The organism is Paenochrobactrum gallinarii, from assembly GCF_014205685.1.
In the GTDB taxonomy this organism is placed as follows: Bacteria; Pseudomonadota; Alphaproteobacteria; order Rhizobiales; family Rhizobiaceae; genus Paenochrobactrum; species Paenochrobactrum gallinarii.
Genome location: NZ_JACIIU010000003.1, coordinates 114,220 through 137,218, shown reverse-complemented (window position 1 = coordinate 137,218; position 22,999 = coordinate 114,220). Strand labels below are relative to the sequence as shown.

Sequence of the window (22,999 nt, the reverse complement as noted above, 5' to 3'; positions counted from 1 at the left end):
AAGGGCGGCTTATAGTTTTCATAAGCCGCCCTTTTTTATTAGTTAAAAGACGCTGGCACCCAAATCCGCACGTCCGGCAATATTGCGGAAGGCGGTGAACAATTCACGCCCCATGCCAAATTGATTTGCAGATAAATCCGGCGCGTTGCTGCTGCGCTGCTGAAGCACATCGGCAGCAACCAGCACATCCAGCGTGCCTGCCTGTGCATCAAGGCGGATAATGTCGCCATCTTCAATTCTGCCGATGAGGCCGCCATCAAGTGCTTCCGGTGTCACATGAATGGCAGAAGGCACTTTGCCGGATGCGCCCGATAAACGGCCATCCGTGACCAGTGCCACACGCTGTCCGCGATCTTGCAAAATGCCCAGCACCGTCATCAGGCGGTGCAATTCCGGCATACCGTTAGCTTTTGGCCCCTGATAACGCACCACTGCGATAAAATCGCCGGTTAATGTGCCAGCCTTGAAGGCGGCCTGCATATCTTCCTGATCGTGGAAAACCTTGGCAGGGGCTTCGATAATGTGGCGGTCGGCTTTGACGGCAGAGATTTTGATAATCGCATTGCCGATATTGCCGCTCAGCACTTTAATGCCGCCATTAGGCTGGAAACCCTGATCGGCCTTGGCCAGAATTTTAGCATCACCACTGATTATAGGCGCTGCATCGCGCACCACCTGACCATTTTTCCCAAGCTTTGGCTCGATAGTATAATCGCGCAAACCTTCGCCCCAGACGGTGCGCACATCTTCATGCAAGAGTCCCGCATCCAGCAATTCGCGGATCATAAAACCCATGCCGCCGGCAGCGTGAAAATGGTTCACATCGGCAAGACCATTCGGATAAACCCGTGCCAATAGTGGCACGAGGTCAGAAATGTCAGAAATATCCTGCCATGTCAGTTTAATGCCAGCCGCCGCTGCCATAGCAATTAAATGGATAGTGTGGTTGGTGGAGCCGCCTGTTGCGTTCAAACCAACAACGCCGTTAACGAAAGCGCGCTCATCGAGCATTTCGCCAACCGGCGTGTAGTGATTGCCGCAAGCGGTGATGGCAAGCGCACGTTTGGTGGCTTCTTTGGTCAAGGCATCGCGCAATGGGGTGCCCGGATTGATAAAGCTCGCACCGGGAATATGTAATCCCATGATTTCCATCAGCATCTGATTGGAATTGGCGGTGCCGTAGAAAGTGCAGGTGCCCGGACCATGATAAGATTTTGATTCGGATTCCAACAGTTCCGCGCGCCCCACTTTGCCTTCGGCATAAAGCTGACGGGTTTTGGCTTTTTCATCATTGGAAAGGCCGGAAGTCATTGGCCCTGCTGGCACAAAAACCGCAGGCAAATGGCCAAAGGACAAAGCGCCGATCACAAGACCCGGCACAATCTTGTCGCAAACGCCTAAATAAATGGCGGCATCAAACATGTCGTGCGAAAGGCCGACAGCGGTTGCCATGGCGATGACATCGCGTGAAAAAAGCGACAATTCCATGCCTGCAAAACCTTGTGTTACGCCGTCACACATGGCAGGCACGCCGCCCGCCACTTGCGCCACACCGCCCGCTTCATGGGCTGCTTGCTTGATCAGTGCCGGATAGGTTTCAAATGGCTGATGGGCTGAAAGCATATCATTATAGGCGGTGATGATGCCCACATTAGGCACAATATCAGCGGCCAGTGCTGCTTTATCGGCAGGCCCGCAGGCGGCAAAGCCATGGGCAAGATTGGCGCAGCCTAATGCGCCGCGCTTGGGCGATCCGGACGCTGCCGCCCGCATGTGACCAAGATAGGTTTCGCGGGTCGGCTTCGAGCGCTCGATAATACGATTGGTGATAGCTGACAGTGTTTTATGGGCGCTCATCAATAACTCCTCGTCCGTCGCCCGTGCTGGCTAACGGGGACAGTTAATAATGCCGGCCATTACTGTTATTGACGCAAGGGCGCTTTACGGCGCCCAGTACAGCTGAACCGGTGTTTTGGCGTGTTGGAAAACGGCGCGAACCGGCTTTTTCATTGAATCTTCGCAGGCCAGCGCTTCGTCCAGTACGGTTAGTTTGTCGTTGCCTTCAATGTGCATCACCAACATTCTGGCTTCGACCAGCAATGGCAGTGTCAATGTCAGGCGGCGCTCTCCTGCACCTTCTGCCTGCATCGGAACCACCAGGGCTTTTTCATTCGGATCAAGTGCCTGATCCAACCGGTCACCACCGGGAAAGAATGAAGCCGTGTGCGCATCAAGCCCCATACCCAAAACCACCACGTCAAACGGACGCGGCAAAGCACTGATACGGTTTGCCGCAGCAATACCTGCCGTTTCAGCGGTGGCCGCAGGGTTGTAGAGGCCGATGAACTTGGCAACACCTGCCTGATTGTTGAGCAGATTGTCCCGCACGAGTTTCTCATTTGAGCGCTCGTGGTCGGGGCTGATAAAACGCTCATCAACCAGCGTGATGGTGACCAGATTCCAATCAATGTTTTTGCGGGAAAGAACTTCAAACAGACGCTTTGGCGTTGTGCCGCCTGAAACAGCAAGCACAGAATGGCCGCGAGCCTGAATAGCCTCGTCAAGCTTTTCAGCTATAGCAGTTGCCAGCGCCTCCGCCAGATCAGAACTATTGCTGAAATCGTGCCGTTCGATGCTCATTTCTTTCCCTTTACATTAACGTTACAAACTGTCGTGCCATGTGCGGCCGTCACGTTCGATCAAGGCGATCGAAGCACTCGGGCCCCACGTTCCTGCGGTATAACCTTGTACCTGCTGGCCGCTATTGTTCCATCCTTGCAGGATAGGATCAACCCACTGCCATGCCGCTTCTACCTCATCACGGCGCATAAACAAAGTTTGATTACCACGTACGACGTCAGTTAGCAGACGTTCATATGCATCGGGGTTACGTTCATTGAATGATGCTGCAAAACTCATATCCAATGGCACATGGCGCAAACGCATGCCGCCAGGGCCCGGATCCTTGATCATTAGCCATTGTTTGACCCCTTCATCCGGCTGCAAGCGGATAACCAGCTGGTTAGCCATGACGCGTCCGGCTTCATCACCAAAGATCGAATGCGGGATCTGTTTGAAGGTCACAACAATTTCAGAAACGCGTGCTGCCAGTCGTTTGCCGGTGCGCATATAGAAAGGCACACCCGCCCAGCGCCAGTTCTCAATCTCGGCTTTAATGGCGACAAAAGTTTCCGCATTGCTGCTTTCCGCGCCTAAATCATCAAGATAGCCTTTGACAGGGCCACCCGCAGAGGCACCGGCGCGATATTGGCCGCGCACAGTCACTTCTTCACAATTGGCTTCCGTTATTGGCGCGAGAGAGCGCAGAACCTTGACTTTTTCATCATGAACGGCGGTCGCATCCATTGATGATGGCGGCTCCATCGCGACAAGGCACAAAAGCTGCAACATGTGGTTTTGCACCATGTCGCGCAATGCGCCAGCCGTGTCATAATAACCGGCACGGCCTTCCAGCCCGACAGTTTCAGCAACGGTAATCTGGACGTGATCAATATGTGCAGAATTCCACAATGGCTCATAAAGCGCATTGGCAAAACGCAATGCCATCAGGTTCTGAACCGTTTCTTTGCCCAAATAATGGTCGATACGGAAAATCTGATCTTCACGGAAAACGCTGCCGATGGTGTCATTCAGCACTTTGGCAGAGGCCAGATCGCGGCCAATCGGCTTTTCAACGATGATGCGGGTTTCGTCCGTAATCAGGCCGGTTGACTGGATACGGTTGGCAATGTCACCAAAAAGACTTGGGCTGACCGCCAGATAAAAGGCGCGCAAAGTGGCAGGTGCCTCATCGATAAAGGCTTTCAGCTCCTGCCAGCCATTGTCGGACTTGGCATCGACGGTGATATAGCTCAGGCGTGCAATGAAAGTGTCGAGCACTTGCGCGTCAACTTCTTCAGCCTTCACATGTTCTTCAATGGCTTTGCGGGCAAAAGCGCGATAGTCTTCATGGCTCATTTCCGAGCGTGAAGCACCGATGATACGGGTCGGGTTGCTTATTTGTCCGGCGCGCTCGCGCTGATACAAGGCGGGAAGCAATTTGCGTTCCGCCAGATCGCCGGAACCGCCAAAGACGACACAGTCAAACGGATCTACCGGAATTATCTGGCTAGTCATGGTCGCTCTCTTCTATCATTCGTTCTGACAGTGTTATCACGATTTAACGCTTGCATGCATAATATTAAATCGATTTAAATTCAACTGTCCAATTTTCAGGTTGCATGAATTTATAATGCGCCTTGATGTCAGTCTTGTAAAAAGTGCCAGCAACACCTCGGTTAAAATGACAGGCATTTAGTTCTTGCTCGTAGCTATGGTTCATCTTTAAGCCATAGAGAGGAATATAGATGTTGTTAAGTGATTTGGCTGCATAATCAGTCAGAATTTTTATATCAGGCATCAAGGAGATTGGTTTATGCAACGGTTAGCCGGAAAAGTCGCAATCATTACCGGAGCAGGCTCGGGCTTTGGTGCCGCAATGGCCAAACGTTTTTCTGAGGAGGGCGCTCGGATCGTCTTGGTGGATTTAAACGCCAAACATATTGAAGATCAGCTGGATGGACTTGGGGGCGAGGCAATTGCGGTGCGTGGGGATGTCTCGCGCAAAGACAGTGTCGCCGATATCATGCAGACAGCCTATGATCGCTTTGGCCGTATTGATATCATGGTCAATAATGCTGGTTTCACCCATCGCAATCAGCCGCTGACCGAAGTGAGCGAAGATAATTTCGATCTCATCAGTGCGGTAAATATGAAGGCGATTTATTATTCGACCCTTGCTTTGGCACCTTTGATGGAACAACAAGGCGGTGGCGTTATCATCAATACCGCTTCCGCCTCGGGGCGTCATCCGCGCAAAGGTTTGGCGTGGTATAGTGCTTCCAAAGGTTGGGTCATCAGCGCAACCAAGGCAATGGCGCTGGAACTGGCTGAAAAAAATATTCGCGTAAATTGCATTTGTCCGGTGGAAAGCGATAGCGGTACATTGCCGCTTTTCCTGAAAAACGACACGCCACAAGCACGCGAACAATTGGTGGATACAATTCCGATGGGCCGTTTGTCGACACCGGCAGATGTGGCTAATGCCGCTTTGTGGCTGGCTTCTGATGAGGCTGGCTTTATCACCGGTGCCGCCATTGATGTGGATGGCGGTTATAGTATTTAAGCCTGTTTTTGTTTTCCGCGAGCAAAAATATGCCAATTATAAAATGCACCTGCCGCCATCATCAGGCAGGTGCCTAAAAACACCGCCCGCATACCAAAATGTCCGCCAATAAAGCCACCGGTTAAGGGGCCGATCACCTGTCCGGCATATTGCGCTGAGGTGGACAGCCCCAAAACACTGCCGGAAACGGTGTGGGGCACATTGTGACGAATGACGCTGGTGATGCAGGGCAACAAGCCGCCGAGCGCCAGCCCCATCAAAAAGCGTAAAATTATCAATTGCCAGCTTTCAGTTACAAAAGCCTGCGGAATAAGCAGCAGCGCTGAAATGGCAAGTGCGGCGATAATCACTTTATTGTGGCCGATCTGGTCGGCAATTTTGCCAAGCTTTGACGCTGACAAAATACTTCCCAAGGCTGCGGCCGCCATCACCACACCGGAAACCATAGTCAGCGAGCGCTGGTCGTCCAGCAATTGCGCCACATAAACCGTGATGATTGGCTCCACCGACATATTGGCAACCATCAGCAAAGTGCCGGTAATCAACATGGCGATGATCGGACGTTTATCGGGTATTTGCGCCCATACACCTTTGGGCTTTAGGGTTTGTTTGTTGGTGTGTTTTTCTTTCGGTTTTTTATCTTCGCGGATGAAAAAACTGGTCGCCAGAAAGGTGATAAAAATCACGCCGCCAGCCAGCCAAAACGTGGCGCGGATGCCGATGACTGGCGGCAAAGCACCACCGATCAATGGCCCGACCAGATTGCCTGCCATAATGCCGGAGGATAAAACACCAAGCGCCCAAGCGGTGCGTTCTTTTGGGGTTTGGGTGGCAACCAGAATGGTGGAGCCGGAGGCATAACCACCGGCAAGCCCTGCAAATAAACGAAGCGCCACCAACTGCCAGACATTGGTAGCCATACCAATCAGCGACATTGCAATGGCCATGCCAAGTGAGGCGCGCACCAGCATAAGTTTGCGGCCATAACGATCAGCCATGCGGCCCCAAAGCGGTGCAACAAGCGCTGCGGCAAAGAAAGTTGCGCCATAGGCAATGCCCGACCATTGCACGATTTGTGCGTGGTCTTCGATGCCCAGTTGTTCCACATAGAGCGGCAAAAAAGGCAGAAGCAATGTCATGGCGATGATTGTGGTGAAGGAGCCGAAAAAGCTCACCAGCAGATTTTGCCGCCAATATTGGTCGGTTTCGGGGATGATATCCGAGCCTGCATTTTGGCCTGACGGGTTATTGGTCATGGTGCCATATAGCTGGTCAGGCTGGCCGTATCGGTAATTGTACAAAATTCATCATGGAGATTGGCAAGTGATATGGCTTGAATAGTATCAGCTTTATGCACTGCACCGTCCGGCCCTGTGCGGTCAAATGTCCAGGTCGCATCATGGGCGAGATATGTGTCGAAGCCTAAATTGCCGGCCATGCGTGTGGTGGTTTCCACGCAGTGATTGGTAGTCGCGCCACAGATAATCACACTTTCAATATTTGCGGCACGCAAACGCTCTTCCAGATCAGTGCCGATAAAAGAGCTGTTGACCTGTTTGACAATCACGGTTTCACCGGCTTGCTCCAGCGCAGATTGCATTGGTTGAAAACCGCTGTTTTTAGGATTGAAGCGTGAGCTTTCAGTATCATTACGATGGCGGATATGAAAAATCGCTGCACTGCTTGCTCTGAAAGCGCTGAGTAACCGGGCAATATTATCTTCGGCAGAAAGATTGTTGCGCTGAGCACCAGATGCCGCCATTTCACTAAAAGCCTGCTGCACATCAATAATGATCAAAGCGGATTTAGCCTGATTGAACTTTAATGCTGACATTTCATTACTCTTAAATACGATCCATCAATGCAAACCAAGACAGCGCTACAAACAAAAGTGGTGAGCGGAAGCGGCGACCACCAGGGAAAGCCGGAATGTTGAGGTCTTGCAATAATTGCAGTCTTTCACCTTTACCCGCCAGTTTCTCAGCGTAAAGCTGCCCCATCAGATTGGCAAGCATCACGCCATGGCCGGAATAACCACCGGCAGAAATGACATTAGGCATCACTTCGCGCACAAAAGGCTGGCGCGGCATGGTGATGCCAACCGAACCGCCCCATGAATGGGTGATTTCAACATCGGCCAGTTGCGGATAAATTTCTGCAATCTGGCGGCGGATATGGGTGCTGATTTCGCGCGGATTATCGGCTGTATAGGCTTCACGTCCGCCAAATAGCAGGCGGCCATCTTGGGTGAGGCGGAAATAACGCACGACAAAGCGTGAGTCATCCACCGCTTCACCGCCATGCAAAACGCCGTATTTCTTGTCCAGCGGCACGGTTGCGCCCATGAAAGAGCGGATCGGCATCACATGCGCAGCACTTACCGGCTCCAGCAGGCCGCCATGCGCGTTAACAGCAAGCAAACAATGTTTGGCGGTGATGGTGCCTTTGTCCGTCGTGACGGTCACGCGTCCGTTCTGGCATTCAAGTTTCGTGGCTTTGGTGTTTTCAAATAGTGAAGCGCCAGCTTGAGCCGCCAGTTTTGCCATGCCTACCAGTAATTTAAGCGGGTGAATATGGCCGGTTCCACTATCATAAGTACCGCCGTAATAACGTGTTGAACCCAGCTTTTCGGCGGCTTCCTGTGCATCCATCATCCGCACATGCGGATAATTATAGCGTGTTTGCATCAGCTCCACATGGCGCTCATATTGCTTCAAATAGCGCTTTTTATGGGCAACAGACATCTGGCCTGTTGCATATTCAATATCGATATTGTGCTGGTTGCAGATGCTTTTAATCAGCGGCTTGCTGTCCTCGGCCAGTTCAAACAGGGCTTTGGCGCGGGTGAAGCCATATTCATTTTCCAGATCTTCAGCCCACGAGCGCTGGCCGGTGCCAAACTGGCCGCCATTGCGCCCCGATGCGCCATCGCCAAAGCGCGCTGCATCAATCAGCACCACATCGACACCATTTTGTGCCAGATGGAAGGCTGCAGAAAGCCCCGTATAGCCACCACCAATAATGACAACATCGGCCTGCCTTGAACCATCAAGGGCAGGGTAGGCCGGCCTTTCGGCTACACTCGCTTCATACCAGGAAAATCCCGGAGAGATCGGGGAAAGGTAATGGGAGATAGGGCTTTGATTTTGCTGCAACATACGGGCTGTCCCGTTAGAGTGTTATCGTATCAAATATAAATCTGACGTGTGAAGCAGAGCAGTGAGAGCGTATCGCGCTCACTCTATCAATGATTTTATGCATTGCCTTATCCCAAAACTGGTATCTTCTTTTGGAAGGCATGCATTAAAGCCAGAGAGGAGTATCAAAACCGGATGTTTATCCATGAAAACCTCTCTGACTTTATTATTTTTTTATATATGGGGTGAGGGCGGGCTTTTAAACGTTGAGGAGCAGATATTCGCGCTCCCATGGACTGATAACTTCCATGAAAGTTTCAAATTCTGCACGTTTGATGGCGGCATAGGTGGTGACGAAAGATTCACCTAAGAATTTTTGCAGTTCTTTGTCGTTTTCAAACAGCTCCACCGCTTCAATCAAACCGCGTGGCAGTTCAATTTCATTGCGGTTGACGGAGGTTGCCACAGGTTCATCCGGCTTGATCTGGTTGATAATACCGATCAAACCGCAGGCCAGTGATGCTGCCAAGGCCAGATAAGGATTGGCATCAGAGGATGGAATACGATTTTCCACACGGCGGCTGCCCGGCTCCGAACGCGGCACACGGAAAGCGGTGGTGCGGTTATCATAACCCCATTTGACGTTAACCGGTGCGGACGCATCCGGTGTCAGACGGCGATAGGAGTTCACATAAGGCGCAAACATCACCAGTGCATTGGGGACATGTTTTTGCATGCCACCAATGAAATGCAGGAAGTGATCGCTCTCGCTGCCATCTTCATTACTGAAAATATTGCGGCCGGTTTTCTTATCGACAATCGACTGATGGATATGCATGGCAGAGCCGGGCTGGCCCTGAATAGGCTTAGCCATAAAAGTGGCATACATATCGTGCTTAAGCGCTGCCTCACGAATGGTGCGCTTGAACATGAAAACCTGATCGGCAAGCTCAACCGGATCGCCATGGCGCAGGTTGATCTCCAGCTGCGCCGCACCTTCTTCGTGGATCAGCGTGTCAATTTCCAAGCCCTGCGCTTCGGAGAAATGATAAATATCGTCGATCAGCTCGTCAAACTCGTTGACGCCGGCAATCGAATAGCCTTGACCTCCACCAATTGCACGGCCGGAACGCCCGACCGGCGGGGTGAGCGGATAGTCAGGGTCAGGGTTTTTCTTAACCAGATAAAACTCGATTTCCGGTGCAACAACAGGTTTTAACCCGCGCTTGTGATAAGCGGCAACGACACTGCGCAACACATTGCGCGGTGTATATTCAACATTTTTGCCGTTTTGGTTGACCAGATCGCAGATGACTTGCGCAGTCGGATCAGTTTCCCACGGCACGATGCAAAGGGTCGACAAATCAGGCACCAGTTTCAGATCGCCGTCATTTTCCGGATAGGCAAAGCCGTGACCGTCTTCAGGGTAATCACCTGAAATAGTGGTCATGAAAACAGCAGAAGGCAGCGCCAGTGATGTGTTAGAGGTAAATTTTTTCGACGGCATCATTTTGCCGCGTGCAACACCGGCCTGATCCGGAGTGATACATTCAATATCTTCAATATCGCGCCATTCCAGCCATTCGGAAACTTGTTTCCAGTTTTTAACGCCGCGCAATGATTTGACATGGGGCGGAGTACGGCGTCTGGTTGTGGGCTTAGTAATTTTTTTCTCAGGTGTATCAGCAGACATTAATCACCAAAATATGAACTATAGAACCGCATGATAGCCCTATCGTTAAAGTTTTACAAATAGGGATGTGGCAATAAAACTATGAATATTTTTTGACGATTTAAATGAGCCTTAAAAGAAAAACTCCGGCAACCGCAGCTGCCGGAGCAATGATTGTATGACAGGAACATTCAAAACTGTATCAACGCGTATTCAAGACGTTTTAAGGCTTTGATCAGGCAGATTTGGAAACGATAACAGGGATGAGGAGATCGCCCCAGTTACCGTCTCCGCCGTGATGGCGGGCTGAACGGATCAGCTCCACCGAAACACCGGCATCAACCGCTTTCATCACTGCATAGTTGAGGCGATGCAAATCATTGGCCAGCATACGGATAGCAGTCTGCTGGTCGTTATTCATGGAAGAGGATTGCTCCTCGGCTCTTTCTTTAACGCGTGCAGGTGAAGCGGTTGACATTTTTATTCCCCTTTTAAAACTTATTCAGCTGCGGGCAGGAACTGTGCCTGCTCGGTGGATTCGCCCATGGCGGTTGTTGATGACTGTCCGCCGGTGATTGCCATGGATACGGCATCGAAATAACCGGTGCCGACTTCGCGCTGGTGTTTGGTTGCTGTGTAACCGCGTGCTTCGGCTGCAAATTCAGCTTCCTGCAATTCGGAGTAAGCGGCCATCTGGCGCTCTTTGTAGCCTTTGGCGAGCTCAAACATGCCGTAATTGAGCTGGTGGAAACCGGCGAGCGTGATGAACTGGAACTTATAACCCATTGCACCCAGTTCACGCTGGAATTTGGCGATTGTGGCATCGTCCAGATTGGCTTTCCAGTTGAAGGATGGCGAGCAGTTATATGCCAGAAGCTTGCCCGGATGCGCTTTATGAACACCTTCGGCAAATTTACGTGCCTGCTCCAGATCAGGTTTTGATGTTTCGCACCAGATCAGATCGCAATGCGGGGCATAAGCGACAGCACGGGCAATGCATGGCTCCAGACCATTTTTTACATGATAGAAACCTTCCACGGTGCGGCCCTTGTCATAATCAACAAATGGCTGGTCGCGCTCGTCAATATCCGAGGTCAAAAGCTTGGCAGCTTCCGCATCTGTTCGTGCAATCACCAGTGTTGGTGTGCCCATTACGTCGGCTGCAAGGCGTGCTGCATTGAGGTTGCGGATATGGGCAGCCGTTGGAATAAGAACCTTGCCGCCCAAATGGCCGCATTTTTTCTCCGATGCCAGCTGGTCTTCAAAGTGCACACCGGCAGCGCCTGCCTCAATAAAGGCTTTCATGATTTCAAACGCATTGAGCGGGCCGCCAAAACCGGCTTCTGCATCGGCAACAATCGGTGCAAACCATGTGTCAACAGAAAGGCCTTTGCCTTCTGCAGTTTCAATCTGGTCGGCGCGCTGCAAGGTTTTGTTGATGCGCTTGGCCAGTTCCGGTGCCGCATTGGCCGGATAAAGTGACTGATCCGGATACATGGCAGAAGCCGTATTGGCATCGGCGGCAACCTGCCAGCCGGAGAGGTAAATGGCCTGCAAGCCTGCACGAACCATCTGCATGGCCTGATTGCCGGAAAGTGCGCCCAGTGCGTTAACAAAGTTTTCTTCGTGGATGAGTTTCCAAAGACGGTTGGCACCGTTTTCTGCCAGCGAATATTTGATTTCTACAGAACCGCGCAGGCGCTTGACGTCTTCGGCGCTATGCGCGCGTTTGATGCCGTCAAAACGACCCTTTGGAGCGGATGGGATCAGGTTGTAAAAATCAGTCATTTCTGGTCTCCTCACATGAATGAACTTTTGTAAGGCCAAAACAAAATTGTTTGGCTGTCTGTTACTTTTTTTACAGATTGCCGCTCTGAGCAGCCAGAAAAATGATGATTTCAGCCAGATAATTGAAGTAACTCTGTCAAGGTTTTGACTAGGTAGCGCTGTAAATTTGTAAAAACTGTCATAAGTTTTTCGTTTCACAATCTTGTAAAAACATGTCAATCTCGTGCGTAACTCAAAGGGGGAGTTGATGAGCGAGCGTAAGATTTTTGCCGGACCACGTATCCGCCGCATCCGCAACGAGCGTGAACTGACGCAAACCGCAATGGCGGAAGCGCTTGGCATTTCGCCGTCATATCTCAATCTGATTGAGCGTAATCAGCGGCCTTTGACCGTGCAGCTTTTACTCAAATTAACATCTGTCTATCAGCTTGATATCAACCAGTTGCAGGGTGAAAGCGGCAGTACGGTTTCTGCCTTGAAAGAAGTGTTCTCTGATCCTTTGCTGAGCGGTGAATTGCCCGGTGATCAGGAGCTGATTGAAATTGGCGAGGCTGCCCCCAATGCAGCGCTTGGGGTGATCAAACTTTACCGCGCTTATAAAGAACAGCGCCAGCGCTTATCGGACTTGTCGGATATGCTGGCAAAAGATGGCCGCCCCACATCCCTGACCGCAACACGCCTGCCATTTGATGAAGTGCAGGATGTGCTGGCGCGTCACCCTTATTATTATGCTTCGCTGGAAGAAGAGGCGGATGCCTTTTTAAAATTATTGAATGCGGGTGACGATCTGCAAACTAGTTTAAAAAACTGGCTGCGGACGGAGCACGGTATTACGGTGCGCACGTTACCGGTTGCAACCATGCCGGATTGGCGTCGCCATTATGATCGCCATTCGCAGCGTTTGTTTATTTCTGAGCGTCTGCCGCTAACGGACCAGTTGCAGGAGATTGCCTGCGAGGCGGTGATGTTGCGCATGCAGGTGGCAATCACTGCGGAAGCGGAAGCTTTAAAACTATCCTCGCGTGAAGCGCGGCGCATTATGATGCAGGAACTTGCCCGCTATGCGGCGCGCGCGCTGATGATGCCTTATCGCAATTTCCGTGAGACTGCCCAGCGTGTTCACTATGATATTGATGTACTGGCTGCGCGTTTTAAAGTGTCGTTTCAGCAAGCTGCTAACCGGCTGGTTAATTTGCAAAAAACAGGCGCATCGGCCCTGCCGTTTTTCCTGATGGAAATTGACCATGCGGGCAATATTTTCAGGCGGATCGGTGCGCAAGGTTTTCCCCATTCCGGTTTTGGCGGACAGTGCCCGAAGCTGTCACTTTATGCCAGTTTTGCCAATTCTGGTCAGGTGCTGACAGAGATGGCAGAAATGCCTGATCAAAGCCGCTATCTTACCATCTGCCGCACGGTTGAAGGCATGCAGGCGGGCTTTGATGAAAGGCCGCGCCGCACCGCAGTTTTGCTTGGTATTTCAATGCCTGAGGGCGAGGGGGTGATTTATCGCCGTGCGGTGCCGTCGGACACAGTTTTACAGGTTGGAAAAGCTTGTCGTTTATGCGAGCGGCAGGGCTGCGTTGCGCGTGCTGAACCACCTTTGACAAGGCCTCTGGCATTGGATGAATCTGTGTCGGGATTATCGGCTTTCGACTTCCAATAAGGGGGCGGGCAAGGCTGTTTTGGGTATTCGTGGAGCAAAAATATCGTTCTGCGGATTATTTTGCTTTACTGTCCCCAATTTCTTACGCGGAAAGGATGGATTTTGCCCTTTGTGCGAAAGCTTCCTGTTGACGAAAGTTAAGTTATCTAAAAAGGTAGGCGAGAGAAATAATCTCGTTGTCTTTAACCTGCATAATTTAACAATATGCAGACTGGAGTGCCTTATGAGACTGAAGCCTTTTCTTCTGACAGTTGGTGCGTTATCCGGGCTTGTAATGGCAGCTGCTCTGCCGGCAATGGCGCAGGAAAAAGTCGTCAATATCTACAATTGGTCGGATTATATTGACGATTCAATCCTGAGAGATTTCACCAAGGAAACGGGTATCAAAGTCGTTTACGACGTTTACGATTCCAATGAAATTCTGGAAACCAAACTGCTGGCCGGTGGTAGCGGTTATGATCTGGTTGTGCCGTCAGGTGAGTTTTTGGGGCGGCAGATTCCAGCCGGTGTTTTCCTGAAACTGGACAAGGAAAAACTGCCTAACCTGAAGAATATGTGGGACGATATTTCGGAGCGCGCATCGGTTTACGATCCGGGCAATGAATATTCGGTCAACTATATGTGGGGCACCACCGGCATTGGCTATAATAAGGCCAAAGTCAAAGAGATTTTAGGCACCGATACGATCGACTCGTGGGACGTGCTGTTTGATCCGGAAAAATCGGCGAAGTTCAAAGATTGCGGTATTTATTTGCTGGATTCCGCCAGTGAAATGCTGCGTCCGGCGCTGAACTATCTGGGTCTTGATCCAAATTCACCTAATCAGGCAGATCTGGAAAAGGCGCAGGATCTCTATTTGAGCATCCGCCCGAATATCCGCAAATTCCATTCGTCTGAATATATCAATGCGCTCGCCAATGGCGATATCTGCATGGCTGTCGGCTATTCCGGTGACGTGTTCCAGGCGCGTGACCGTGCAGAAGAAGCAGGTCAGGGCGTTGAAATCGGCTATTCGATCCCTAAAGAAGGTGCCTTGATCTGGTTTGACCAGATGGCAATTCCGGCCGATGCCAAGCATGTCGATGAAGCTTTTGCGTTCATGGATTACATGATGCGTCCGGAAGTTATCGCCAAAGCATCGGATTATGTTTTCTATGCCAATGGTAACAAGGCATCACAGGAATTTCTGGATAAGGAACTTTTGGAGGATCCGGAAGTTTACCCAAATGAAGATGTGATGAAAAAGCTGTTTGTGCCAACGCCATATGACGCAAAAACGCAGCGTTTTGTGACACGCGCCTGGACAAAAATCGTCACCGGCCAGTAACAAATTCAAACAGAAATCGCCCCGTTAAAAACGGGGCGGTTTTTTAAATCCTGTGTCCAGTTAGAAACTGTCACATTTATTTTAAATATCAGCACTTTAACGGATGATTGCAGCCATTGGACAGGCCGGTGGCAGTATCAAATTTAAAAGACCGTTGAACCGGATATATGGTGAAGAATATGGAATCTTTTGGCAGTTTTCGCCGTAAATTTGCGCCTTGGAGTGATCCTGCAGCAAAGCCGTTTATTTCGTTTGAAAATGTGACGAAGAAATTCGCAGATACCACGGTGGTGGATGATCTGTCGCTGAATATTTTTCACCGTGAGTTTTTTGCTCTTCTGGGCGCTTCCGGTTCGGGTAAATCAACTTTGCTGCGGATGCTGGCTGGTTTTGAAGAGCCGACTTCCGGCCGTATTAAGCTGGATGGTCAGGATCTGACCGGTATTCCTCCTTATAAGCGTCCCGTCAATATGATGTTTCAGTCCTATGCTTTGTTTCCGCATATGAGCGTTGAGGCCAATATTGCTTTTGGCCTGAAACAAGACGGGATGGCGAAATCCGAAATTGATGATCGCGTGGCCGAAATGCTAAAACTGGTGAAGCTGGAAAAGTTTGCCAAGCGCAAACCGCATCAGCTGTCGGGTGGCCAGCGTCAGCGTGTGGCTTTGGCGCGTGCTGTGGCCAAGCGCCCGAAAGTGCTGCTCTTGGATGAACCATTGGGCGCATTGGATAAAAAACTGCGCGAGCAGACCCAGTTTGAACTGATGGATTTGCAATATAAGCTCGGGCTCACCTTTATCATCGTCACTCATGATCAGGAAGAAGCCATGACGATGGCTGACCGTATTGCGATTATGGATGCCGGCCAGATCATGCAGGTGGCAACACCGGCAGAGGTTTATGAGGCACCGAAGTCGAAATTCATTGCCGACTTTATCGGTAATGTGAACCTGATTGAAGGTGAAGTGGTCAAGTCTGCCAATGGCATGGCGGAAATCCATGCTGAAAAACTGGGGCTGACAATCTCAACTGAAACGCGCGAAAACTTGAGCGCGGGGCAAAAGGTCTGGTATGCGGTACGCCCTGAAAAAACGCGCATCGAGCGTGAAAAGCCGCTGGATGGCTCCATCAATGCGGTTGAAGGTGAATTGTGGGATATTGCTTATTTTGGCGATATGACAGTTTTCCATGTGCGGCTTGATAACGGTTTTACCATCAAGGCATCCAGCATGAATGCCGTGCGTAAAACCGATGATCCGTTTGCCTTTGATGATCGCGTCTGGGTGTCCTTTGACACCGATGCCGGTTTGGTGCTGACCGCCTGAGGAGGCTGACCCCATGCAAAAACTGATCACAGGTCTCACCAGCCGACTGGTTATCGCAGTGCCATATTTATGGCTGCTGGTACTGTTTTTGATTCCGTTTTTCATCGTTTTTAAAATGTCGCTCTCGCAGGTGGCAATGGCCATTCCGGCCTATTCGCCTGCTTTTAATTTCACTGATAGTTTCGCTGAAATCTGGGCTAAGGTAAAACAGCTCTCTTTTGATAATTATTTTTGGCTGCTGGAAGATGCACTTTATTACAAAGCCTATCTCTCCAGTCTGAAAATCGCACTGATTTCCACCGCGCTGACATTGCTGATCGGTTATCCGATGGCATATGGCATTGCACGTTCGCCGTTGAAACATCGCCCGATGTTGCTGATGATGGTGATTCTGCCGTTCTGGACTTCTTTTTTGATTCGCGTTTATGCGTGGATTGCGATTTTGAAGCCGGAAGGCTTGCTCAACCAGTTTTTGATCTGGGCTAATATCATTGATACGCCTTTGATCATTTTAAACACGGATACAGCGATTTATATCGGTATTGTCTATTCTTACCTGCCATTCATGGTATTGCCGCTTTATGCAGCCTTGGAAAAAATGGATCACTCGCTGATTGAAGCGGCGCAGGATTTGGGCTGTCCGCCATTGGCAGCCTTTTGGAAAATTACTTTTCCGCTGTCGTTGTCCGGCGTGGCGGCTGGTTGTTTTCTGGTTTTCATTCCGGCAATGGGCGAGTTTGTTATTCCTGATCTTTTGGGCGGATCACAAACGCTGATGATCGGTAAAACCATCTGGAGTGAGTTTTTCTCCAATCGTGACTGGCCGGTTGCATCGGCAGTGGCTGTTGTTTTGCTGCTCATACTGATTGTACCGATTGTGATCTTCCAGAAGATGCAAGCGCGAATGCAGGAAAAGGGCTGACATTATGAATACGAAATGGTCACGTTTTAATATTGCTTCGGTCGTTTTCGGCTTTGCATTTCTTTATTTCCCGATCGTGCTTCTGGTGGTTTATTCGTTTAACGAGTCCCGGTTGGTTACAGTCTGGTCGGGCTTTTCCACCAAGTGGTATGTCACACTTTTTAATAACCATGCGTTGATCGATGCTGCATGGGTCACTATCCGTGTCGGACTTTTATCGGCAACAATTGCAACGGTGCTTGGCACATTAGCGGCATTGGCGCTCACCCGTTATACGCGGTTTCGCGGGCGGATGCTGTTTTCTGGCATGGTTTATGCACCGCTGGTGATGCCGGAAGTTATCACCGGCCTGTCGCTGTTGCTGCTTTTTGTGTCGATCAATCTTGATCGTGGTTTTTGGACATTGCTGTTGGCGCATATCACATTTTCCATGTGTTTTGTGGCGGTGGTTGTGCAGTCACGCCTCATCAGCTTTGACCGCTCACTGGAAGAGGCTGCGCAAGATTTGGGTGCCACACCGGTGGTGACATTTATGAAAATCACCTTACCGCTTATTTTGCCTGCGGTTTTGTCCGGTTGGGTTCTGGCATTTACCTTGTCACTGGATGATCTGGTTATTTCCAGCTTCACTTCGGGGCCGGGTGCAACCACTTTGCCGATGAAGATTTATTCGCAGGTGCGCTTTGGTGTCACCCCGGAGATCAATGCAATCAGCACAATTTTGATTGCACTGGTGACCACAGGCGTGATCATTGTTTCACTGGTTAACAAACGCCAGGAAGTGCAGCGCCAGCGTGATGAGAAGGCTATGTATCAGGCTGGCTGAGACTACTTTCTTAAGGTCTGTTCATTGGCGAGATAAAAGGGCGATCCCATGAGCCGCCGACAAAGAACTGAATGGCAGGCGCCGGTTTTTCCGGCGCCTCTTCTGTTTCAGGCGTGTCGGTATTGTCTGCTTCCTTGACCGGTAAAGTGAGTGTGCCGGAAAGGGCGAGTGAACGATCAAGAAATGGCACAATACCTGCAAGCGAGAGCGTTCCGCTTTCGGTTTCAAGCTTGGCGGTGTTGAAAGTAGCAACACCATCGGCAAGTCCTGCTTGCAAATCCAGTCGTTTGAAATTCAGCGAAATATTTTCTTTGCGTTCCAGCGCGAAAAAACGCTCTGAACTGGCATTTTTGATAAAACTATCAATATCAAAACCCTGCAATTTACCATTGCCAAAATTGAGACTGATTTCGCCTTCTGCATTGGTTGGCAGTTTTGACCATTTTGTCAGCGGCGCTTTCATAATGAGAGCAATATTGCCACGCGCAGAAATAAAGCCGCTGCTCAGACCAAACACTTTGGTAAAATCGGTACTGTCGATCTCGTTGCCGTTAAAGCGTAATTCAGCATTGGTGCCTTGCAGGTCACGCTGAATTTGCACACTGGCAGAGACATTGCCTTTAAAGGCTTTGGCGTCGCCAATATCAAACAGCGCCCGTCCGTTGCGCACCTGCACTGCGGCGGCCACATTATTCATGCTGAGGGGGCCTGCGCTGGCAGTTTGGGCGGAAAGGCGCAGATCCACTTCGGCCAATTGCATAAAATCAGTGTTGATCAGATCGCGCTTGTCGCTCTCGCCGCGCTCAAAATCATAAAAAGCATTATTGCCACGCTTGTCGGGCAGGGGAATAAAGGCGCTGATAAGCCCGCGAAAATTGAGATGCTGAAAAGCCAGTGTGCCACTGATGGAAGGGCGCGGGGCTTGCGGCACAAATTCAATTACGCCCTTGGCAGGATTATTTTCATTATCCAGCACCAGATCATTGAGGCGGATGAGCGAGCGTGTGGCGCTTAAGTTGCTGGCAACTGTCAACGCGCCGACATGGGCAGAGCCCGGTGCAGCAGGCGCGCCAAGCCAATACATGGTGCGGCTTAAATCGGGCGTTTTGGCGTTTAAGGCGCCTTCAAACATATAATCGCTGGAGATGTTGGCCTTGCCGTTAAAGCTCAGCTCAAGTGGTTTGGAAGTGATTGAGGCGGTGACGGCAGCGGTTGCGCCGGCAAAAAGCTGCAAAGGATTGGGCGCGGAGAGGTCAAATTCAGTGACTTCATCTTTCCAGCGTGCATTGCCTTTCAGCGACGCCGATTGTGTGGTGCGCGGCCAGTTAAGTGTGGCATTGATGCCATTGACCACCTCATCGACATCCGAGCCATATTTGCGGAAAGTGAGTGTGCCGTCGCGCACGATAATCCGGCCAAAAGGCTGGGACGTCTGCTGGCGGGTTTCCACATCGCTTTTTTGCTCAGTCATCAGGTCTTTGGCGGCGCGAATGGCAACGCCCAGACGCCCGTCTGATTTGGCCAGTCCTTCCAGCAATTGCTGCGGGTCAATCACCGGTTCGCCCAGATCAAAAACAGGACGCACCAATTGCGTTTCATAAAAAGAAATATGGCCGAGCAATGCATCAAAAGGCGATAATTCGACATCAATACGCTCGACGCTCATGACTTTTTTTGTGCTGGCATCGTTGTAATCGCTCAAAACCACATCATTGAGAGAAGCCCGTAAGGTCGGGAAAAACTTCAGCTGCGGCGCCTGGCGTAATTCCACAGTGTAACCCGTCCAGCTGCTCAATTCCTGCGCCACACGAATACGGATAGCATCGCTTGATACGATATAGGGCAGTGCGGTCAAAGCTGCGATTGCAGCTGCACTGATCATAACGATGATTGCCAGAATGAGGCGCAGCGTTTTGGGCATGAATGTCCTGAAAGTCGTGTTGGTGCCGGATAAAAGCGGGAATTGAGCCCTCTTATAATCAATGTTTTAAACTTTAGTCTCAAAATCAGATAAATATAGGGGTGATGGACAAAAAAACGCCTTTGAGAAGCTGATTTCTCAAAGGCGGTCCGGAGGCAAACTCATTGCAGCCGGTTTGACTGCATTCAATACGATCAATCAGCAAGGACGCGGGTTGGCGGGAAGGTGATTTCCACCACTGTGCCCTGACCCGGATTGGAACTAATTGTCAATTGTGCACGATTGGCTTCCACCATCGCCTTGGTGAGCGGCAGACCAAGCCCCGTGCCCTCATCGCGCCAGTCTTTTGATGTGTCAGCATGGCGGCGAATTCGGTTGTTGACCTGACGGAAGGGTTTAAGAGCTTGTTCAATTTCGCTTTTGTCCATACCCACGCCAGTGTCGCGCACGCGCATAATCACATCGCCGTTCATTTCATAGCTGGTGGAGACAATCACTTGTCCGCCGGCTTGCGTAAAGCGCACTGCATTGGAAAGCAGGTTCAATGCGATCTGTTTGATCGAGCGCGTATCAGCTACAATTTCCGGCAGGCTGGAAGCAAAGCTAGAGCGGATAATCACCCGCTCGCGATTGGCCTGCGGCTGCATCAGGGCAACAGCTTCTGAAATCGCATCATTGAGTGATACGGCTTCAAAGTCCATTTCCTGCGCGCCGGCTTCGATCTTGGAAATATCAAGCAGATCGTTGACAAGTGTCAGCACATGATTGCCGGAACGGTTGATGTCGCGCAGATAATCGCGATAACGCTGATTGCCGATAGGGCCGAATTTTTCGTCTGCCATCAGTTCGGAAAAACCGATAATTGCATTGAGAGGTGTGCGAATTTCATGGCTGATCCGTGCCAGAAACTCGGTTTTTTGGCCGGAAGCATGTTCGGCCTCGCGCCTTGCAGAGGTCAATTCTTCTTCGGCGCGTTTCCATTGGGTGATATCACGCAAAACGGCACAGAAACTGTTGGAGCCGGGTAATTTACCCAATGTCATGAACATTGGAATAAAGCCGCCCTGAGCTTCGCGGCCAATCACTTCACGCCCGTCATTGAGCACACTCATTACGCCGTTGTCGGAAAGGCTGTTGAGATAATCCATGGCTGAGCGCTGGCTTTCGATGGCAAAAAGAACCGAAAAATTCTTGCCACGAAGGTCTGTTTCTTCATAGCCGAAAAGCGCAGCCGCTGAATGGTTGAGAGAGCGGATGAGGCCGTCATTGTCGATCAGAACAACGCCATCGGTAGCTGTGTCCAAGATGGAGGTCAGTTCTTCCACTTGCGTTTGCAGACGGCGACGCGAGGCTTCACTGTCTTTAAACTGTGTTGATTCTGCTATTGTTTGGTTTTCGTGTTCTGCCGCTGGCTGTGTTGTCTCAGCCACAGCTGAGGCAACGGCAAGCTGTTTTGGCATAATGCTGAGCATCAAGGCTTTTTGGCCATGCCATGGCACAGATTGCAACTGAACATCAACGGGATGCTCACTGCCATCCTGATGGCGCAGCACCATAGAATCATCATGGTTGCCATCATCATGCTCGGTGTTGAAAAGCGCATCAATACCGCCGCTCTGATTGATTTCATCGAAGTCATTATAGCCGGTCAGTGTCAAAAAGGCCGGATTGGCATAAATCACATTGCCATTGGTGTGCAGAATTAGCGGAAACGGCACATGGGCAAGCATATGCGATTCATCAACAGGCTTCGCCGCAACGGGTGCTGGCTTGTCTTCTTTTTGGACATCTTGCAACACTGGTGCCGGTTGTGGCTGAGTGGCTGCTTTGACGGCAGGCTTTGCATCAGCTTCTGCAATTGATGGCTTTTTGTTGAACTCAGGCAGGTTTAACAGCGGGCGCTCAATGCGTGAGGCCGCATCATTGCGGAAAGGCAATGTGTGCTGTTCGGGCGCGTCAGCTTCGCTTGTTGCTTCTTCTGCTGGTGCAGACGTTTTGGCAAAAGGCGAATCATCGCGCTGGCTCGCCAGACCCTGACGGCGCAGACGATCTGCAATTTCACGGAAAGCATTGCGTTCGGTGTCGCTTAATCCGCTTTCGGAGCGTGTGGCGGTTTCTGCCGGTTTTGATTCTTTGGTTTGTTTTGCAGTTTGCTGCACTTGCTGTCTGGCAAGTTCGGCAATCAGTTCCTCGCTGCGCTTTGGCAAAATAGATTGCACCTCAGCCGCCACTGCGGCCGGTGAGGGCGCTTCAATCTTTGCTGGTTCAGCGGGCTTTTCAACTGCGAGCGGTGGCAAGTCACCCGAAAGGCAGAGGCCGATTTTTTCAGGGTCCGGCAAAGCATCGGCAATATGCACAACGCCAAAACCATTAAAGCCGGCAAATTCACGCTCACGCGTAAAGACAGGCAGAGCCGCAAGTTCTACCGGCACATGCAAAGATGTGCCTTCCGCTGGCCACATGATGCGGCGACCGGACCATGTGGCGCGACTTTGCAGCAATTGTGCAATTTCATTATGCGGATCAAGGCCGAAAACATTGGCGACATCATTAAAACGACGGCCGATAATGTCAGCAGCCTTGGGGCCAAGAGCTTGGGCAAAATTGTCGGATAATTCGGTGAAGACGTGATCTGCGTCCACTTTCCAGACAAAGCGTGTAATCGGCGCTTCCGGATTAAAGTTGAAACGCTGCGACTGCTGCTGTTGCGCCGGCACGGGAATGGCTTCCGGCAGTACAGGCTTGTCGCTAAACTCAGCTTCATCAGCAACAATATAAAGCAGATGCAAGGCTGGCTCATGCTCAAGGCGGATAATGGCACCGGGGATTGAGCGGTCGTCGGCGCGGATGCGACGCTTCAGTATATGATCGGCGGCATCGGCTACTTCAACGGTCAGATCGGTCAGCGTGCTTGCTGCAATGCCTGCTTTGCTAAAGCTTTTGGTGCTGGCAATGATGTTACCATTTGCATCCAGCAAAGCCGCATGGCTGTTGGCGCTATCAAGCCCGCGCAGAACCGGATGATCGGTGAGGGTGGGGGCGTGCTCAAATTGCTGGCTTGATTCCAGCAAAACGGCTTTCGCCCCATCCGGCAGGATGAGTTGTGAAATTTGAAATTGTTGTAACTGGCTTCCCAGCCGCAGGGAAATCACACGGTTTTCATCGGGCAGCATAGAGCTGAGCTGACTTGCAATTTGCCGCTGGCTTGTTGCATTGAGGATATCCTTGGCTTC

16 protein-coding genes and 1 pseudogene are annotated in these 22,999 nt (G+C 50.8%); 6 read left to right on the top strand and 11 right to left on the bottom strand.

The features are described from left to right. Nucleotides 1–42: 42 nt before the first annotated feature. The 3 genes from edd to zwf all read right to left on the bottom strand — a co-directional run bounded on the left by edd (nt 43) and on the right by zwf (nt 4,137). Complete coding sequence (edd, locus tag FHS77_RS05025; protein WP_184220949.1) at nt 43–1,857, bottom strand: phosphogluconate dehydratase; 1,815 nt, start codon at nt 1,855–1,857, stop codon at nt 43–45. 84 nt (nt 1,858–1,941) lie between these two features. Then, the gene (gene pgl / locus FHS77_RS05020) at nt 1,942–2,640 is read right to left on the bottom strand and encodes a 6-phosphogluconolactonase (RefSeq protein WP_184220947.1); all 699 of its coding nucleotides are present in this window, start codon (nt 2,638–2,640) and stop codon (nt 1,942–1,944) included. A gap of 21 nt (nt 2,641–2,661) precedes the next feature. Then, nucleotides 2,662–4,137 (bottom strand): glucose-6-phosphate dehydrogenase, encoded by a 1,476-nt coding sequence (gene zwf, locus FHS77_RS05015; RefSeq protein WP_184220945.1) that lies wholly within the window; start codon nt 4,135–4,137, stop codon nt 2,662–2,664. A gap of 298 nt (nt 4,138–4,435) precedes the next feature. On the opposite strand from zwf, the gene FHS77_RS05010 reads away from it, so the two are divergent. Further along, nucleotides 4,436–5,185, top strand: coding sequence for a glucose 1-dehydrogenase (locus FHS77_RS05010; protein ID WP_184220943.1), 750 nt, complete (start codon nt 4,436–4,438; stop codon nt 5,183–5,185). On the opposite strand, the gene FHS77_RS05005 is transcribed toward FHS77_RS05010, so the two are convergent. The 6 genes from FHS77_RS05005 to aceA form a co-directional block, all read right to left on the bottom strand. Then, on the bottom strand, nt 5,182–6,441 hold the full coding sequence (locus FHS77_RS05005; RefSeq protein ID WP_184221247.1) for a multidrug efflux MFS transporter: 1,260 nt from the start codon (nt 6,439–6,441) through the stop codon (nt 5,182–5,184). The genes FHS77_RS05010 and FHS77_RS05005 overlap by 4 nt on opposite strands. Then, nucleotides 6,438–7,019: a cysteine hydrolase family protein gene (locus FHS77_RS05000; protein WP_184220940.1), complete on the bottom strand. Its 582-nt coding sequence runs from the start codon at nt 7,017–7,019 to the stop codon at nt 6,438–6,440. The genes FHS77_RS05005 and FHS77_RS05000 overlap by 4 nt, the downstream gene beginning before the upstream one ends. Nucleotides 7,020–7,029: 10 nt before the next feature. Beyond that, the gene (locus tag FHS77_RS04995) at nt 7,030–8,343 is read right to left on the bottom strand and encodes an NAD(P)/FAD-dependent oxidoreductase (RefSeq protein ID WP_184220938.1); all 1,314 of its coding nucleotides are present in this window, start codon (nt 8,341–8,343) and stop codon (nt 7,030–7,032) included. Between the two features lie 238 nt (nt 8,344–8,581). Further along, nucleotides 8,582–10,015, bottom strand: a complete 1,434-nt coding sequence (locus FHS77_RS04990) for a glutamine synthetase family protein (RefSeq protein ID WP_184220935.1) — start codon at nt 10,013–10,015, stop codon at nt 8,582–8,584. A gap of 214 nt (nt 10,016–10,229) precedes the next feature. Next, on the bottom strand, nt 10,230–10,472 hold the full coding sequence (locus tag FHS77_RS04985; protein WP_184220932.1) for an SMc00767 family acetate metabolism repressor: 243 nt from the start codon (nt 10,470–10,472) through the stop codon (nt 10,230–10,232). Between the two features lie 20 nt (nt 10,473–10,492). Next, nucleotides 10,493–11,782 carry an isocitrate lyase gene (gene aceA / locus FHS77_RS04980; RefSeq protein ID WP_184220929.1) on the bottom strand — a complete coding sequence of 430 codons (1,290 nt, stop codon included), beginning with the start codon at nt 11,780–11,782 and terminating at the stop codon, nt 10,493–10,495. 247 nt (nt 11,783–12,029) lie between these two features. On the opposite strand from aceA, the gene FHS77_RS04975 reads away from it, so the two are divergent. The 5 genes from FHS77_RS04975 to FHS77_RS04955 all read left to right on the top strand — a co-directional run bounded on the left by FHS77_RS04975 (nt 12,030) and on the right by FHS77_RS04955 (nt 17,845). Next, nucleotides 12,030–13,445: a helix-turn-helix domain-containing protein gene (locus FHS77_RS04975; RefSeq protein ID WP_184220927.1), complete on the top strand. Its 1,416-nt coding sequence runs from the start codon at nt 12,030–12,032 to the stop codon at nt 13,443–13,445. 223 nt (nt 13,446–13,668) lie between these two features. Beyond that, nucleotides 13,669–14,772, top strand: a complete 1,104-nt coding sequence (locus FHS77_RS04970; RefSeq protein WP_184220924.1) for a polyamine ABC transporter substrate-binding protein — start codon at nt 13,669–13,671, stop codon at nt 14,770–14,772. Between the two features lie 179 nt (nt 14,773–14,951). Next, nucleotides 14,952–16,097, top strand: coding sequence for an ABC transporter ATP-binding protein (locus FHS77_RS04965; RefSeq protein ID WP_184220921.1), 1,146 nt, complete (start codon nt 14,952–14,954; stop codon nt 16,095–16,097). A 13-nt stretch (nt 16,098–16,110) separates the two neighbouring features. Further along, complete coding sequence (locus tag FHS77_RS04960) at nt 16,111–17,019, top strand: ABC transporter permease subunit (protein WP_184220918.1); 909 nt, start codon at nt 16,111–16,113, stop codon at nt 17,017–17,019. A 4-nt stretch (nt 17,020–17,023) separates the two neighbouring features. After that, nucleotides 17,024–17,845: an ABC transporter permease gene (locus FHS77_RS04955; protein ID WP_184220915.1), complete on the top strand. Its 822-nt coding sequence runs from the start codon at nt 17,024–17,026 to the stop codon at nt 17,843–17,845. Between the two features lie 10 nt (nt 17,846–17,855). Here the strand turns inward: FHS77_RS04955 and FHS77_RS04950 are convergent, their stop codons facing one another. Together FHS77_RS04950 and FHS77_RS16470 are read right to left on the bottom strand one after the other, a co-directional pair. After that, nucleotides 17,856–19,766 carry an AsmA family protein gene (locus FHS77_RS04950; protein ID WP_184220911.1) on the bottom strand — a complete coding sequence of 637 codons (1,911 nt, stop codon included), beginning with the start codon at nt 19,764–19,766 and terminating at the stop codon, nt 17,856–17,858. 194 nt (nt 19,767–19,960) lie between these two features. Beyond that, nucleotides 19,961–21,505, bottom strand: a pseudogene (locus FHS77_RS16470) (PAS domain S-box protein); the annotation flags it as partial. Nucleotides 21,506–22,999: the final 1,494 nt, after the last annotated feature.